The following is a 14,291-nucleotide window of genomic DNA, read 5'->3' as shown; positions in this document are numbered from 1 at the left end:
CCGTTTTTCAGGCTGCCCGAAGCTGCCGCAGCAGGTAGTCAAACAGCGCTTCGGCGGCGTATTCGGCGTGTTCGCGGCGCACGGGGAGGTTGAAATAATAGCACTGGTCGGCGAAGTGGGCGCGGATGTCGGCAGGCAAACCGTATAGCTCGGCGTAGGCTTCGGCGATTCGGCGCACGGCGGCGGAGACGGTTGTGATGTCGCCATCGCGCTCGGTGATGTCGTAGAACAAGGCGCAGTGTTCGGCATCGAGGTTGGCGATGACAATCACGGGGTAGCGGTGGCGGGCGCAGTAGTCATGGGCGTGTCGGCAGCCGGTATTTTGGCGGATTTTGCGCCATAAAACGACATCTGCCGTGTTGAAAACACTCGTCAATGGACGGCATTGACTCGCGTTTTCGCCTTGCATCTGCCGCTTTCTGCCGCAAAATCCGCTTCAAAAACCGACTGCCAACACGCCCCTGCTCACTGTCGGCACTGTTGCGGGTGAATTTTCGGATGGGCATTTTCAGGCTGCCTTCCCGTCCAATTTCTTCAACACCGCTCTTACAGTTTTCACCCGCGTTTCCACATCCTCCATCACCGCCGTAACACGCAATTTATCCGCCCCCGCCATGCGGTAATTTTTATTGCTCTGCATGAGCAGAATAATATCTGCAGGCTCGACGCTAGTGTGTTTGCCAAAGGTAAGCGTGAGCGAATCAGACGATGCATCAATGGCGGTGATGCCGAGCGACTTGGCGGCCAGGCGCAGGCGGTGGCTTTCGAGCAGGGTGGTTACGGGCTGTTCGGGCAGGCCGAATCTGTCCACTAATTCTTCGTGGATGCTGTTGATTTGCCCTTCGGTTTCGCAGGTGGCGAGGCGTTTGTAGAGCACCAATCGCTCGTGGATGTCGGGGCAGTAGCTTTCAGGCAGCAGGACGGGGCTGTGGAGTTTGATTTCGGTGGTTATGCCCAATGGCGCGTCCAAATCGGGCTGGCGGCCTTTTTTCAAATCGCGCACGGCTTGTTTGAGCATTTCGGTGTAGAGGGTGAAGCCGACCTGTACCATTTCGCCGGACTGCCCTTCGCCGAGGATTTCGCCTGCGCCGCGTATTTCCAAGTCCTGCATGGCGAGACTGAAACCTGCGCCTAGTTCGTCCGCCGCCGCAATCGCGTCCAGTCGTTTTTCTGCGTCTTTGCTGATGTATTCGGGCGTGAGCAGGTAGGCGTAGGCTTGGTGGTGGCTGCGCCCGACGCGTCCGCGCAGTTGGTGGAGCTGGGCGATGCCGAATTTGTCGGCGCGGTTGATGATGATGGTGTTGGCGTTGGGGATGTCTATGCCCGTCTCAATAATCGTAGAACAGAGTAAGACGTTGAATCTTTGCTGCAAAAAGTCGCGCATTACTTGTTCCAGCTCGCGCTCGCGCATTTGTCCGTGGGCGATGGCGATGCGGGCTTCGGGCAGGAGGGTTTCCAGCCGCTCACGCATATTCTCAATCGTATCTACTTCATTGTGCAGGAAAAATACCTGCCCGCCGCGTTTAAGCTCGCGCAACACGGCTTCGCGCACGCTGCCTTCGCTGAACGGTTTGACAAAGGTTTTCACGGCAAGGCGGCGGCTGGGGGCGGTGGTAATCAGCGAGAAGTCGCGCAGCCCTTCCAGCGCCATGCTTAATGTGCGCGGAATCGGCGTGGCGGTGAGCGTGAGAATGTCCACGTTGGCGCGCAGTTTTTTCAGCTGCTCTTTCTGGCGCACGCCGAAGCGGTGTTCTTCGTCGATGATGACCAAGCCTAGGTTTTTAAACGAAATATCGTCCTGCACCAGCTTATGCGTGCCGATGACGATGTCCACCGTGCCGTCTGCCATGCCTGCGAGCGCGGCGCGGGTTTCTTTGCTGCTGTTGAAGCGCGAAAGCTGGGCAACTTTGACGGGGAAATCGGCGAAACGGTCGGCAAAATTTTGCGCGTGCTGCTCTACCAAAAGCGTAGTCGGCGCGAGCACGGCGACTTGTTTGCCGCCCATTACGGCAACGAATGCGGCACGCAGCGCGACTTCGGTTTTGCCGAAGCCCACGTCGCCGCACACCAGCCTGTCCATCGGGCGCGCTTGGGTTAAATCGGCAATCACAGCGGCGATGGCGGCGGCCTGGTCTTCGGTTTCTTCGTAGCCGAAGCCGTCGGCAAAGGCGCGGTAGCCTTCTTCGTCAAACTGGAATTTGTAGCCTTCCTGCGCGGCGCGGCGGGCGTAAAGGTTGAGTAATTCGGCGGCGGTGTCGCGGGCTTTTTCGGCGGCCTTGCGCTTGGCTTTGCTCCATGCTGCGCTGCCGAGCTTGTGCAGCTGCACGTTTTCATGCGCCGCGCCCGAGTAGCGGCTGATTAAATGCAGTTGCGAAACAGGCACATAAAGCTGCGCTTCGCCTGCGTATTCCAGCAACATCATTTCCTGCGCTTCGCCGCCCAAGTCCATAGACACCAAGCCCATGTAGCGGCCGATGCCGTGTTCTTCGTGGACAACGGGGTCGCCGATGCTGATTTCGGCAAGGTCGCGCAACAAGCCGTCTGAAACGGCGGCGTGTTTCTTGCGGCGCGTGCTGCTGCGGCTTTTGGCGACGTATTGGTAGAGGTCGGATTCGGTGATGACAGCGATGGCGTTTACAGCTCGCTCCGTGGTGGATGGGGCGCAGTTGTGCACCCAAATACCCGTATGACCGACAAAATAGGTGTGATAGTCCTCCACCTCAATGTTATAAACATAGTCATGATAATGTTGGTAGTAACCCATTTCATTAAAATGAAAGCGCTCCGACATAGCACGACTTTTCTCAGTCATAAAATTATCGCTGCATTCTTCAGTCGGCAGCAGAAGACCGAGAGTGTCATTATCGATAATCACAGGCCGACCTGCGCTGAAATCGATGAGGCCGGCAGTATCACTGGAATTGCAGAGAAGAACGATCTTGCAGTCAGGATCGGGATAAGCGATGCCTAAAGCTTTGATGTTATCTTCAAATGTACTGACATACGCCACATCATTATCAAATGTCCGCAAGGAATGGCATTCCGTCCCCTCCAATCCTAATGCAGGTGTCCAACCTTCCAGCTCGCGAACCAGCGTTTCTACTCCATTTTCATCTATCTTGTGCTCAATCAACCTGTCCGCCCAAAATGGATGGTCTTCAGTACAGAATAAATAGCCCGTACCATGCCGTGCATTAAAGCTTTGATAAATAATCCGCTGTTTTTCTGCCGATTTGAAGGTGGAAAGCACGCGCTTGTAGGCGTTTTCGCCGTCGGGGTTATTCTCATCGCGCGACAAGACCATATCGCCGACTTTGATTTGGTCGATGGGGACAAGGCCTTTGTCGGTATGCACCAGTGTGCCCGCCACAAAGCAGGCATGGCTGTTGGGAAGGCTTTCCGCTGCATCGAGCGGCAGTTGAAAACCGTGTGTCAATGACGTTACTGTGATGCACAGCGGTGCATCGTCATTCAAAAACGCCTGCCAGCCGTCCACGCTTTTCGGTTTCAAACCGTGTTGCGCGAAAAAGCCCAGCATCGTTTCGCGCCTGCCCGCGCTTTCGGCGGTGAGCAGAATCCGCCCATCAAAGGCCGTCTGAAAATCCTGCAAGGCCTGCAAAGGCTGTTCTGCTTGGCGGTTCACCGCCACATCGGGCAATGCAAACGCCGCGCCGCCCAGCTCGGGATGAATCTGCGGATAGGCTTTCAGGCAGCCTGAAAACTGGTCTGCCGCCAAATACAGATGCTGCGGCGGCAGCGGCGGATAGGTTTCGTCGCCCTGCGCCATTTGGAAGCGCGACTTCACTTCCGCCTCAAACCGCCGCGCCTCGGCGTGCACATCGCCCACGCACACCGCCAGCGCGTCCGCGCCGATGTAGTCAAACAGCGTCGCGCAGCCCTCGTCAAAAAACAGCGTCAGATAATATTCCACCCCCGCGCCAAACTGCCCGCCGCTCACCGCCTTATACACCGCCGCCTCGTTCGGATTGCCGTTCACCTCCTCGCGGAAACGGCTGCGGAAGATTTTTTGCGCCGCGTCGTCGGTGGGGAACTCGTGCGCGGGCAGCAGGCGGATTTCCGACACGGGCGCAACGGTGCGCTGGCTGTCGGGGTCGAAGGTTTTGATACTGTCAATCTCATCGTCAAACAAATCAATGCGGTACGGCGTGTCGCTGCCCGTGGGGAACAAATCCACAATCCCGCCGCGCACGGCAAATTCGCCGCCCGCCACCACATTCGACACCGCGCTGTAACCCGCTTCCACCAGATTCTGACGCAGCGCGGCAATATCCAGCCGCTGCCCCGTTTTCAGCCAAAACGTGCGCCCCAACAGAAACGGCGCGGGCGCAAGACGCTGCATGGCGGTGGCAACGGGCACAAACAGCGCGTCCGCCAAACCGTTTTTCAGCTGCCACAACACCGACAGCCGCTCCGACACCAAATCCTGATGCGGCGAAAACCGCTCATAGGGCAGCGTTTCCCAGTCGGGCAGAAACAGCGCGTTGTCGGACGGGCGGAAAAACTGCCACGCCGTTTGCAACCGCAGCGCGGTTTCCGCGTCGGGCGTGAACACGATTTTCAGCGTTTCAGGCGGCAGGTTTTGGGTTAAGAAATATGGCAGGCTGCCGGCGGTAAGATTGAGCCAGCGCACGCGCGGGGCGGATGGGGTGGGGAGGGGGAAAGTCATGGGGTTGGATTTTGTTTTTTGGGGTTGGTTGGAAAAATAGGGGGCAGCCTGAAAAACGGTTTGGGGTGGTTTTCAGGCTGCTTTTTACGGTCGTCTGAAAGGCAGCCTGAAAACGGATTCTCAGACGGCGTTTGTGGTTTGTAGGTCGGGCATTTATGCCCGACGTTTTAAAATTTATCCGTGTTTGTCGGGCTTGAATGCCCGACCTACTATAACTTCGCTCGTTTTCAGGCTGCCTTTGGGTATCGCTTCGGATTATGCCAGTCTTCATAACATATTGATGGATAACCGAATACTGTTTTTAATGTCTTCAATAATGGCATAGGGTGCAATTTGAAATAACAGCATTTCGGTTTCATACGGTTTGTTTGCATTTTGAAAAAGTTCTTGTGAAAAGTGCCGCATCAGCGAGCAGTATTCGTGATAGGCGTCTTCGCCGTTATGGTATTCCACTTTTTTTCCCGATAATTCAAAAACAGTATCCAGATGATATTTGGCTAAGTTGGTATTTCTGCCAACAGGCTGGGGAAACAGCTTTTTACTGTTGCCATAGTTTTTGAAAATCAGCCAGTTCAAAGAAAAAATTACGCGGGAATCATAAATGGCATACAGCTTTGGATTCAGGAAAGAAGCCACTTTTGAAAACGATGAAATCCGCTCAAATACTTCTTTGGGCAGCTTACCATCAGCAAGAAAATCAGGCAGCCGCTCTAACAGATCGTTGTTTTCGGGGCTTTTGCGAAATCCTTTAATTCCGCCCCAATCCCTGATAATCCAGTAATCTATATCCAAACTTCTTTCATGCGCCATCTTTTCTGACAGTTTATGTTTGAGCATGATTTGTTTTTCTCTGTTGGTCAGTATGTCGTCAGAAATGGTTACGGGCGAACTTGCAAGTATGTCTTCCCATGTGTCATTTTTGGGATCTAAATATTCAGCCAAAAAATTTTCTTTAATTTGTTGAATGACTTTTTCCATCATATTTTCTTTATCAGTAAGTTGTAGCCTGTGTGGCTTTGCCACGCACGCAGTTTTTAATCGTCCAAAAACTACGTCTGTTTTCAGGCTGCTTTTGCGGTCGTCTGAAAGGCAGCTGTGGGGGAGTGATAGTTTTGTCATAGCTGCGTGAGCGGACGGACTCGCAAAAATTCCAATCCAATCAAACACAAGCGGCACAAAGCCGCCCAATCTGCAAAATGCGAAAAACCGCGAAAAAATGAGCAAAAAGCTATCATTTTTACGCGGTTTTTGTCATAGAACGATTAAAAACCTAGTAGGAATGATGAGCGCTTATTCTTTCATGCCGCAATCCCATAGGTAGAAGCCGTAAATCTCAAAGTCATATTCCCCTAGCTCCGCTAAATCCAGCGTTTCAACGGGGTAGATGTCTTTGTTGCTGTTGTCGCTGATGATGCGGTACACGCTGCGGCTGGTGCGCTGCAAGCGTTTGATGCGCAGCTCGTCCACTTGGCGGAACAGGTAGATGCCTTCACGGGTGTAGCCGTTTTGCATTTTCCACAGCACGGTGCCGCGGTCAATCAGCGTGGGGTGCATGCTGTCGCCGCGCACGCGGGTGCAGAAGCAGTGCGAGGGTGGCACGCCTAGATAATCAAAGAACGAGGCGCGAAACCACATGGCTTCGGTGTCCACTGGCTCATTAACCTGATAGCCGTTGCCTGCGCTGCCAAACACATTGACGTGATAGCGCACGGGCACGATGGCTTCGGTATCTTGCTCCTGCGCCCAATCGGCGTATTCTGCCACCATGGCGCGCATGAAAAATGGCACACCCACGGCAGGCGTGGCAGGCGGCGAACGGCGCGGCTTGGGCTGGGCGGCATCGCTGGATTTTTCGCCCGTGAGCAGATGCAACAAGCCTTTTTCTTTAATTTCATCAATAAGATAGTCAGGTAAAAAATACACTTTCTTCATGCCCCCTTTGCCGCCTTGGGTGGGGGCTTCTTCATAATCCCAATTTTCTTTCTCAACACGATAGGCAATACCTGCTGGTGTAGTAGGCAGGCGTATTTCGCTGTTTTCTGTTGCCAGTGTCTTGGCTAATTCAACTAATTCTGCGGCACTTTTCCGGTATGTTTTTTCCATTTTGGTCTCGCTTTTATCTTTAAAGCTAAAACTGCGCAGCTTTAAAGAAAACTTTTAAAAATCTTTTAAGTTTTGTTTTCTTTTAAATCAGTTGTTTAGCTGAAATAAGGCAAAACAAGGGCTAAATAGCTTGAAAGTTTTTTCTTTAAAGCTATAATGTTTACAACTTCAAAACGGAATGTTTAAAACATTATACCGATTGAACCCGCTCTTTAACAATTTGGAAAAAAAACCGAGTAAATGGGGACGGTTTGTTCCCCAAGATTGGAGGTTACTGAACAGGCAGCCTGAAACCGTTTCGGGTTGCCGATTGAGTGATTTCTATGTGAAAGGAATGGATATGCACCCAGAGTTAATTCGCGCGGAAATTAGGATGCGCGGTAAGACCTTAACAGATTTGGCTAGGCTATATGACGTATCGCCCAAGGTGGTGAGTATGGCATTGAAGCAGCCCAGTTTAGCGGGAGAAAAAGCGATTGCAACGTTTTTGAATAAATCGCTGCATGAGCTGTTTCCCGAACGATGGACACAAGATGGTAGGCGGATACGCCCGCGCTATCGGTATTTATATGAAGAGGCGGCGGTATGAGAAAAACACATTTTGCTATTTCCGAGCTTTTGGAAATGGGTTTGGAAATACTTCCAAATACTGTGCAGGGTTTGTATTACAAGGCAAAAAAAGAAAACTGGCTATTCCGTGAAACGCCTTGCCAAGGCGGCAAGGGCGGGGTGAAGCGTGAATATGCGCTGCCGCCTGCGGTGTTGGATGCGATTTGGCAGCGGCGTGCTGCGGCGGCGGTGGCGGAGGGGGCTTATGGGCAGCCTGAACCTTGCGTTGCGGGGGCGGCTTATCAGGGCGAGGTGTTGGATGCGGGGCGTTTGAATGGTAGCACAGCGGCGCAGCGTGGGCGGGAGGGGGCGCGAATTGGGGTGTTGCGGTTGGTGGAGCGGATTATGGCGGAAAGTGGTTGCGGCAAGGAGGCGGCGATTACGACGCTGCTGACGATGGCGCAGATGCCGAATGATGATTATGCGCAGGCGCGGTTAATGCTGCGTTTGGCGAATGATGCGCGCGGGGGCGGCGGGGCGTTGCCGAGCAGTCGGACGATTATGCGTTGGTTTGCGGCGGAAAAGGCGGGGAGCTTGATGCCGAAAGTGCCGCAAGCGAATGCGGGGCAGCCTGAATGGTTTGGGCGGTTTTTGGCGGTGTGGCAAACGCCGCAGAAGTTGAGCGTGCAGGCGGCTTATGAGGTGTTTGCGCGGGGGGAATTGGGGCGTGAGCCTGCTGCTGCGCTGCCGAGTGTGCATCAGGTGCGGCGGTTGATTGAGAAGATGCCTGAGCTGGCGCGGCAGAAGGGGCGGATGGGGGCGCGGGCGTTGAAGAGCAAGCAGGGGTTTGTGCGGCGGGGGTGGAAGCATTTGTTGCCTTTGCAGGTGGTGTGTGCGGATGGGCAGTGTTTTGATGCGGAGTGTGGGCATCCTGATAATCCGCATGCGCCGATTCGTCCTGAGATTACGCTGATTGTGGATGTGGGCACGCGGCGGGTGGTGGGCTTTGGGATGGATTTGGCGGAGAGTGGGCGGGCGGTGCGCAGTGCGATGGTGCAGATGATGACGACTTTTGGGGTGGCGGATGCGTTTTATGCGGATAACGGCAAGGGTTATACCAATAAGCTGTTAAATGATGAGGCGACGGGCTTGCTGGGGCGGGTGGGGATGACGTTGCATTTGTCTGCGCCTTATAGCTCACAGGCGCGGGGGGTGATTGAGCGGCTGCATAAGACGATTTTGGTAAAGGCGGCGAAGCGGATGCCGACTTATATTGGCAAGGATATGGATGGGGAGGCGAGCCGTGCGGTGCATAAGGCGACGCGCAAGGCGCAAAAGGCGCAGCTGGCTTTGGCGGGACGGGATGTGCCGGCGGAATGGGCGGGGGTGCCTGCTTTGGCGAATATTGCGAGCACGAAGCCGCGTTTGCTGCCGACGTTTGCGGAATGCCGTGCGCTGATTGCGCAGGCGATTGATGAGTATAACAACACGCCGCATCGCAGCATGGAGATGGTGTTGGATGTGAGCGGGGCGGCGCGGCGCAAAACGCCAAATGAATGCTGGGCGGAGAAGTGGCTGTTGATGCCTGAGGGGGAACGCCCTATGCCTGTGGCGGCGGATGAGCAGATGTATTTATTCTTGCCGCAGGTGGTGCGCCGATTTAGCCGCTGCGAGGTGCGGTTGCGCAATAACATTTACTTTAATGCTGCTTTGGCGGATTGGGAGGGCAAGGAGGTGCGCGTGGCTTATAACGAGCATGATGCGCGGTTTGTGTGGCTGTTTGATGAGGATGGGCGGTATATCGGGCGGATGGAGTGGAACGCGAATCAGCGCGATTTTTTCCCGAAATCGGTGTTGTTGCAAGACAAGGAAAAACGGGTGGACGCGCAAATCAAGCGGCACGAGGGCAAGATTGCGCTGTTGGATGGCACACGCGGTGCGCCGGTGTTGGAACACGCCAGCAGCGTGGATTTGGGCGGCTTGCGGCTGGATGGGGCGCAGCTAAAAGCGCAAGGGGAGGCGGCAATGGCGGCGATGGCGCGGGCATCGGATGGCGCGGCGGGCGAAGGCAAGCTGTTGAAGCTGGGGCGACAGCCTAAACAAGTGGCAGCGACAGCGGAGGCGGAGGATTGGCAAGTGCCCACGCTGCCGAACGCGCAGTATGCGGCTTATAACCGACTGAAAGCCTTGCCTTATGAGGCTTTGAGCGCGGCGCAGCAAGGTTTTTTGGCATGGTGTGAAAGCCCGAAAGGGCAGCTGGTGATGCGCGAATGCGCGGAGCTGGAACAGATGCTGAAATTTGGTTGAGGTTTTTTGAGTAAACAGGAGTGTAAACGCTATGAAAATAGCCAATATCAATAATTTATCTTTGGTGGCCGTGGCGATGGCGCGGCTGGTGAATCGGCAGGATGGTTTACCCGGCTTGGGGGTGCTGTATGGTCCGAGCGGCTTTGGCAAAACCACGGCAACGGTGGCGATTGCCAACAAAACGCAAGCCTATTATGTGCAGCTGCGCAGCGCGTGGAGCAAAAAAACGCTGCTGGAAAAGCTGTGTTTTGAAATGGGCATGGCTGCGCCGAAAACGGCGGCGGCGTGTTTGGATGCGATATGCGAGCAACTTGCCGCCACGCAACGCCCGCTGATTTTGGACGAAGCGGATTATCTGGTGGGCAAAAACGGCATGGTGGAGCTGGTGCGCGATGTGTATGAAGGCAGCCAATCGCCGATTTTGCTGGTGGGCGAGGAGCAGATGCCCAATAAGCTCAAACGCTTTGAGCGCTTCCACGGGCGGGTGTTGAGCTGGATTCCCGCGCAGCCGGTGAGCTTGGAGGATGCGCGGCTGCTGGCGGAGGCTTATGCGCCGAATGTGCGGCTGGGCGATGATGTGTTGCGGCATTTGGTGGAGCTGGCGCACGGCAGCGTGCGGCGGGTTACGGTGAATTTGGTAAACCTTGCCGAGGCGGCGGCGATGAATAACCTTGATGCGGTGGAGCTGGGCAGCCTGAAAAGCCTAGGCGGCTTTGAGTTTTACAAGGGCGAAAGCCCGAAACGGAGCGTGAAAGCATGAATACTGAACCGATTGAATGCACCATTTGGCGCACGATGAAGATACTGGGCGCGTTTAGCAAGGCGGAATTGCATGCTTATGTGGCGATGACGCACAAGGTGGGGCGAGTGAAGATTGGCAGCTATGTGAACACTTTGCTGCGGCATAGCTTGCTGCGCAAGGCGGGCGATGGGCGGTTTTGCTTGGCGGCGAATGCGCCTGCGGCTGCGCCGATTTATCGGCAGCTGGGCAAGCCCAAACGCGCGGCAATGCCCAAGGCAAACACGCCGCGCAAGGCAAAAGCTACCCCGCCAGCAAAAGGCAAAAGCGCGGATTTTATGATTAGCGGATGGCATACACAGGGAGTTTAAAAGGTGTTTAAAGATTATATGAACGAGGGCTGGTTTGCCCTGCTTAAAGCGCGGATTGCGGCGGCAAGCCTGCGGCAAGTGGCGGCGGAGCTGGGGTATAGCGGCACGACGTTAAGCCTGATCGTGCATGGCAAGTATGCGGGCAAAACCGACCGCGTGGCGGCTGCGGTGGCGGCGCGGTATGAAACGGTGGCTTGCCCATATCAGGGCAAAACCATCCCGCTGCATGAATGCCGCGATACCGCCAGCGGCAAAGCCCCCACGCATAACCCCATCAAGATGCAGCAATGGCTGGCGTGCCAAAAGTGCGCCAAACGCTGTGGGCAATAATTTTTTTGCCTAGTGATTTCGGTAACTATTTGATATTAAAGGAAATATAAAAATGAACAAAGATTATTTACTGCGCGGATTTTGGCGCGATATGGCGATGCTGGCGGCGGGAATGACCGCAGGCGCGATGATGACGGCGGCGGTTTCGCACGCCCAGCCGCCTGTGCTCCAGCCCGCCGTGGCGGTGGAGAAAAACTGCGATGCGCTGTGGAACACGCCGTATGCGGATTTAAACGCAGCGGAGCAGGAGGCGCGGTATCAATGCGATGAGGCGGAAGCGTTGGTGGATAGATGGGCGGCAGCGAGTGAGGAGGGCGAGCCATGATCCGCTACACCGTTTACCTGCCCAGCTACACGCACGATGCCTTGCCGATTGGCACGATTGAGCACCGCCCCGCCAGTAACCAAGCTGTGTTGCGGCTGGATGGTAGCAAAGAAAAAACGTTTTACAGCGTGGCGGCAGCGATGCACAGCGTGAAACAGCAGTATCCCAACGCGTTTTTGGAGGACGGCGAATGAACATTGTTAAAGAGTACAGCTTGGAAATCCGCATCACACGGCGGGATAACAAATTCGGCTGCGACATCACCACCTACAACGGCGAATTGCTGTATGGCGTTATCCCCGAATACAGCCATGAAAACGATGCCGTCTATGCCGCGCTGCACGGCTTGGCAATGCAAAACAACTTTTCAGGCTGCCTAAAAGCAGCGGAGTGTAAATATGAACCTAAAAATGAGTTTTAAAAGCACATGGCGATTGGCACGCACAGAGGAGCGCGCCAAGATGGTTTTTTATGCGCTGCAGATAATGCTTAACGGCGGGCTTGTTATCGGGATGAAGGTTGACAGCCAACGCGATGTCGCCTTGTTGCTCGCCTGCCTGCTGGCCATGTTTGCCGCCGCCAACGGCTTGCAAGTGATACGCCGCGATATTGTTATCCGCTTGCTGGTTGCCGCTTTGCAGCGCAAAGAAACGCAACACAAAGGAGCGTAACCATGACCGCCGAGCTAGAACAGGAACTGCGCTACGCCCGCAGCGCCATCTGGACGGTGGCGCAGATGGGCGGCGAAAGCGCCAAGCTGTTGATGCAATACATTGGCTGGTTTGCTCCCGAGGGCGGCAAATTGAGCTTTGCCGAGATTGCCGCGCATCTCGCCGCCGTGCAAGCCATGTTTAACGACAGCACGGCAGCAGAGTGGCAAAGCGCCTTGCAGCAAATGTTGGCGGATAAGGTTTCAGGCAGCCTGAAAACGCCGCTGACCGACCATTTGGCGTTGGAAGATTATTTAGCCGCCGCAAGCCATGCGCGGGATGGGCAGCCTGAAAACAACGGCGGTAATCAAGAGCACGCAGCAAGCGCAGCGCAAAGCGTAAACCCAAACCACAGCGCCGGCAGCTACCCCGAAGGCACGCGCCTTGTACCCAAGAGCGAACCGCCGAGCGCCGCCGCACCGCCCAGCGCAGAGCAAAAAGCTAGAGCGCATAAGCTGTGCCAACAAATGCAACAAGCCTGCCACCGCGCGCAGCGATAGGCAGCCTGAAAAGCAAAAACCGATTTTTTAACCCTACGGCAAGCAAGCCTTGCCAAGCAACAAAAGGAAATAGCCATGACTATTGATTTATCCCAATACCGCCAAGACGCACGCGGCAATTTAGTATCCGTGGACAACATCAAACCGATTGATTTGGCGCGTGATGACTTTATCCGCGAAGCCTTCGCCAAAGTGCTGCCGCTGCGCGAGCAAATGAAAGAACTCAAAGCGCAGCAAATGGCAGATGCCAACGCCTTTATTGATTTGAGCGTGGAACAATACGGCGCGAAACGCAGCGTGAAAGGCAACATCACGCTCACCAGCTTTGATGGCAAACTGCGCATTGCCATTGCCCAAGCCGATGTGCTGCACTTTGACGAGCGCCTGCAAGCCGCCAAAGCCTTAATTGACGAATGCCTGAACGAATGGACGCAAGACAGCCGCGCCGAGCTGAAAACCTTTGTGCTGCAAGCGTTTGACGTGAGCCAAGAAGGCAAAATCAACGTGCGCAAAGTGTTGGACCTGCGCAAGCTGGACATCGCCGACGAAAAATGGCAGCGCGCCATGAAAGCCATTGCCGACAGCCTGCACACGCAAGCCACCCGCGAATACATCCGCTACTATCAGCGCAACGAAGAAACGGGCGAATACGAGCATCTGGCTTTGGATTTTGCGAGGGTTTAGGCAATGAGAAAAATCATGCAAAGGCAGCCTGAAAAATGGCAGGGGCGGTATCTGTTGAAATGTACCCACGCGTTTAATTCGGTTTCGGAAATCCGCTACCTGATGTACTGCGACATCATCAAGCAAATGCCCGATGGCAGGTTGAAAATCAAGGTGTACGGAGAGCGGCACCGCTCGGCTGACGGCGAGAAAATCCGCTATGTGGATGCGGGCAAGGTTGTAGCCGCCAAAGCATACGGCGTGAAAAAATTGAAGGAGCAGCAAAAATGACATCCGAACAAATTGAACAGGAAAGAGCGGCATTTGAAGCGTGGTATTGGGAATACAACCAGATCCCCGAGCACCACAGGGCTATGTTTACAGGTCGTTTGAGTCCGTGCGAAGCAAGGTACGAAGGCACAGCGGGACACACCGCATGGCAGGCATGGCTCGCCCGTGCCCAACAATCCGCATGGATAAGCGTGGAAGAAAGACTGCCCGAAATAAACAAAGAAGTATTGGTTGTATGGACGGATGGTGTATTTGGTTTTGCAACACGCATTGAGTCAAAATATCACGAAGAAAGGTGGAATTGGGAAACAGCAGCGTTTAGCGAAACAATTACACACTGGCAACCCCTGATCGAACCCCCGCAAGACAATACGAATGGGAGCGCGCAATGAGCAACAAAGTAGAATTGTCGGTGGCATCCCACCGCTTGGAATGCGACGCTTTGGCAAGCGAAGTGCGCGTGCTGGACATTATGAACGTGTGCAATCTGGCGCTGGCGGGCTTGCCCGCGCTGGTGGATTTAATCCGCCAAGGCGCCCCGCGCAAAAGCCTGCCGCAGATGTGTGCATCGGCAAACCGGCTGCTGCTGGCGGCGCAGGAAGCAGCAAAAGACCAGCCCGAACTGCTGGATGCCGTGGCGCAAACCCTGCGGCAGCTGGAAACGGCGGCGGCGTTTGCCGAAAGCGAGCTGAGTGTGAAGCATTAAGGACAGAAAC

Annotated in this window: 18 protein-coding genes; 14 read left to right on the top strand and 4 right to left on the bottom strand. The window is 54.8% G+C overall.

Translation table 11 applies throughout. The features are described from left to right. Positions 1-7 precede the first annotated feature (7 nt). The 4 genes from JDW22_RS12180 to JDW22_RS12165 all read right to left on the bottom strand — a co-directional run bounded on the left by JDW22_RS12180 (position 8) and on the right by JDW22_RS12165 (position 6,790). The gene (locus JDW22_RS12180; protein WP_200523272.1) at positions 8-409 is read right to left on the bottom strand and encodes a hypothetical protein; all 402 of its coding nucleotides are present in this window, start codon (positions 407-409) and stop codon (positions 8-10) included. Between the two features lie 99 nt (positions 410-508). Continuing rightward, the gene (gene mfd, locus JDW22_RS12175) at positions 509-4,687 is read right to left on the bottom strand and encodes a transcription-repair coupling factor (RefSeq protein WP_200523271.1); all 4,179 of its coding nucleotides are present in this window, start codon (positions 4,685-4,687) and stop codon (positions 509-511) included. Positions 4,688-4,954: 267 nt separating this feature from the next. Then, positions 4,955-5,911: a hypothetical protein gene (locus JDW22_RS12170; RefSeq protein ID WP_200523270.1), complete on the bottom strand. Its 957-nt coding sequence runs from the start codon at positions 5,909-5,911 to the stop codon at positions 4,955-4,957. A gap of 66 nt (positions 5,912-5,977) precedes the next feature. After that, on the bottom strand, positions 5,978-6,790 hold the full coding sequence (locus tag JDW22_RS12165) for a S24 family peptidase (RefSeq protein WP_200523269.1): 813 nt from the start codon (positions 6,788-6,790) through the stop codon (positions 5,978-5,980). 199 nt (positions 6,791-6,989) lie between these two features. On the opposite strand from JDW22_RS12165, the gene JDW22_RS13775 reads away from it, so the two are divergent. The 14 genes from JDW22_RS13775 to JDW22_RS12095 all read left to right on the top strand — a co-directional run bounded on the left by JDW22_RS13775 (position 6,990) and on the right by JDW22_RS12095 (position 14,281). Further along, on the top strand, positions 6,990-7,379 hold the full coding sequence (locus JDW22_RS13775) for a helix-turn-helix domain-containing protein (RefSeq protein ID WP_235965506.1): 390 nt from the start codon (positions 6,990-6,992) through the stop codon (positions 7,377-7,379). Then, positions 7,376-9,646, top strand: a complete 2,271-nt coding sequence (locus JDW22_RS12155; protein WP_200523268.1) for a Mu transposase C-terminal domain-containing protein — start codon at positions 7,376-7,378, stop codon at positions 9,644-9,646. Before JDW22_RS13775 ends, JDW22_RS12155 begins: the two co-directional genes overlap by 4 nt. A 31-nt stretch (positions 9,647-9,677) precedes the next feature. Further along, positions 9,678-10,406 (top strand): AAA family ATPase, encoded by a 729-nt coding sequence (locus tag JDW22_RS12150; RefSeq protein ID WP_200523267.1) that lies wholly within the window; start codon positions 9,678-9,680, stop codon positions 10,404-10,406. Continuing rightward, on the top strand, positions 10,403-10,756 hold the full coding sequence (locus JDW22_RS12145; RefSeq protein WP_200523266.1) for a hypothetical protein: 354 nt from the start codon (positions 10,403-10,405) through the stop codon (positions 10,754-10,756). The genes JDW22_RS12150 and JDW22_RS12145 overlap by 4 nt, the downstream gene beginning before the upstream one ends. A gap of 3 nt (positions 10,757-10,759) precedes the next feature. Further along, a complete protein-coding gene (locus JDW22_RS12140) occupies positions 10,760-11,086 on the top strand; it encodes an XRE family transcriptional regulator (protein WP_289004570.1) in 327 nt (108 codons plus the stop codon). Positions 11,087-11,138: 52 nt separating this feature from the next. Further along, positions 11,139-11,411, top strand: a complete 273-nt coding sequence (locus JDW22_RS12135; protein ID WP_200523265.1) for a hypothetical protein — start codon at positions 11,139-11,141, stop codon at positions 11,409-11,411. Beyond that, positions 11,408-11,605 (top strand): hypothetical protein, encoded by a 198-nt coding sequence (locus JDW22_RS12130; protein WP_200523264.1) that lies wholly within the window; start codon positions 11,408-11,410, stop codon positions 11,603-11,605. Before JDW22_RS12135 ends, JDW22_RS12130 begins: the two co-directional genes overlap by 4 nt. After that, complete coding sequence (locus JDW22_RS12125) at positions 11,602-11,832, top strand: hypothetical protein (protein ID WP_200523263.1); 231 nt, start codon at positions 11,602-11,604, stop codon at positions 11,830-11,832. The genes JDW22_RS12130 and JDW22_RS12125 overlap by 4 nt, the downstream gene beginning before the upstream one ends. 91 nt (positions 11,833-11,923) lie before the next feature. Next, the gene (locus tag JDW22_RS12120) at positions 11,924-12,082 is read left to right on the top strand and encodes a hypothetical protein (RefSeq protein ID WP_200523262.1); all 159 of its coding nucleotides are present in this window, start codon (positions 11,924-11,926) and stop codon (positions 12,080-12,082) included. Between the two features lie 2 nt (positions 12,083-12,084). Beyond that, positions 12,085-12,621 (top strand): hypothetical protein, encoded by a 537-nt coding sequence (locus JDW22_RS12115; RefSeq protein ID WP_200523261.1) that lies wholly within the window; start codon positions 12,085-12,087, stop codon positions 12,619-12,621. Positions 12,622-12,696: 75 nt separating this feature from the next. Next, the gene (locus JDW22_RS12110) at positions 12,697-13,305 is read left to right on the top strand and encodes a DUF3164 family protein (protein WP_200523260.1); all 609 of its coding nucleotides are present in this window, start codon (positions 12,697-12,699) and stop codon (positions 13,303-13,305) included. Positions 13,306-13,308: 3 nt separating this feature from the next. Further along, positions 13,309-13,575, top strand: coding sequence for a hypothetical protein (locus tag JDW22_RS12105; RefSeq protein ID WP_200523259.1), 267 nt, complete (start codon positions 13,309-13,311; stop codon positions 13,573-13,575). Continuing rightward, positions 13,572-13,967 carry a DUF551 domain-containing protein gene (locus tag JDW22_RS12100; protein ID WP_200523258.1) on the top strand — a complete coding sequence of 132 codons (396 nt, stop codon included), beginning with the start codon at positions 13,572-13,574 and terminating at the stop codon, positions 13,965-13,967. Before JDW22_RS12105 ends, JDW22_RS12100 begins: the two co-directional genes overlap by 4 nt. Continuing rightward, positions 13,964-14,281, top strand: coding sequence for a hypothetical protein (locus JDW22_RS12095; protein ID WP_200523257.1), 318 nt, complete (start codon positions 13,964-13,966; stop codon positions 14,279-14,281). Before JDW22_RS12100 ends, JDW22_RS12095 begins: the two co-directional genes overlap by 4 nt. The last annotated feature ends 10 nt before the right edge of the window (positions 14,282-14,291 follow it).

Origin of the sequence: Kingella bonacorsii, from assembly GCF_016623605.1 — a bacterium.
Lineage (GTDB): Bacteria > Pseudomonadota > Gammaproteobacteria > Burkholderiales > Neisseriaceae > Kingella_B > Kingella_B oralis.
The sequence above is the reverse complement of the archived record's forward strand: the minus strand, read 5'-3'. Positions and strand labels throughout refer to the sequence as shown.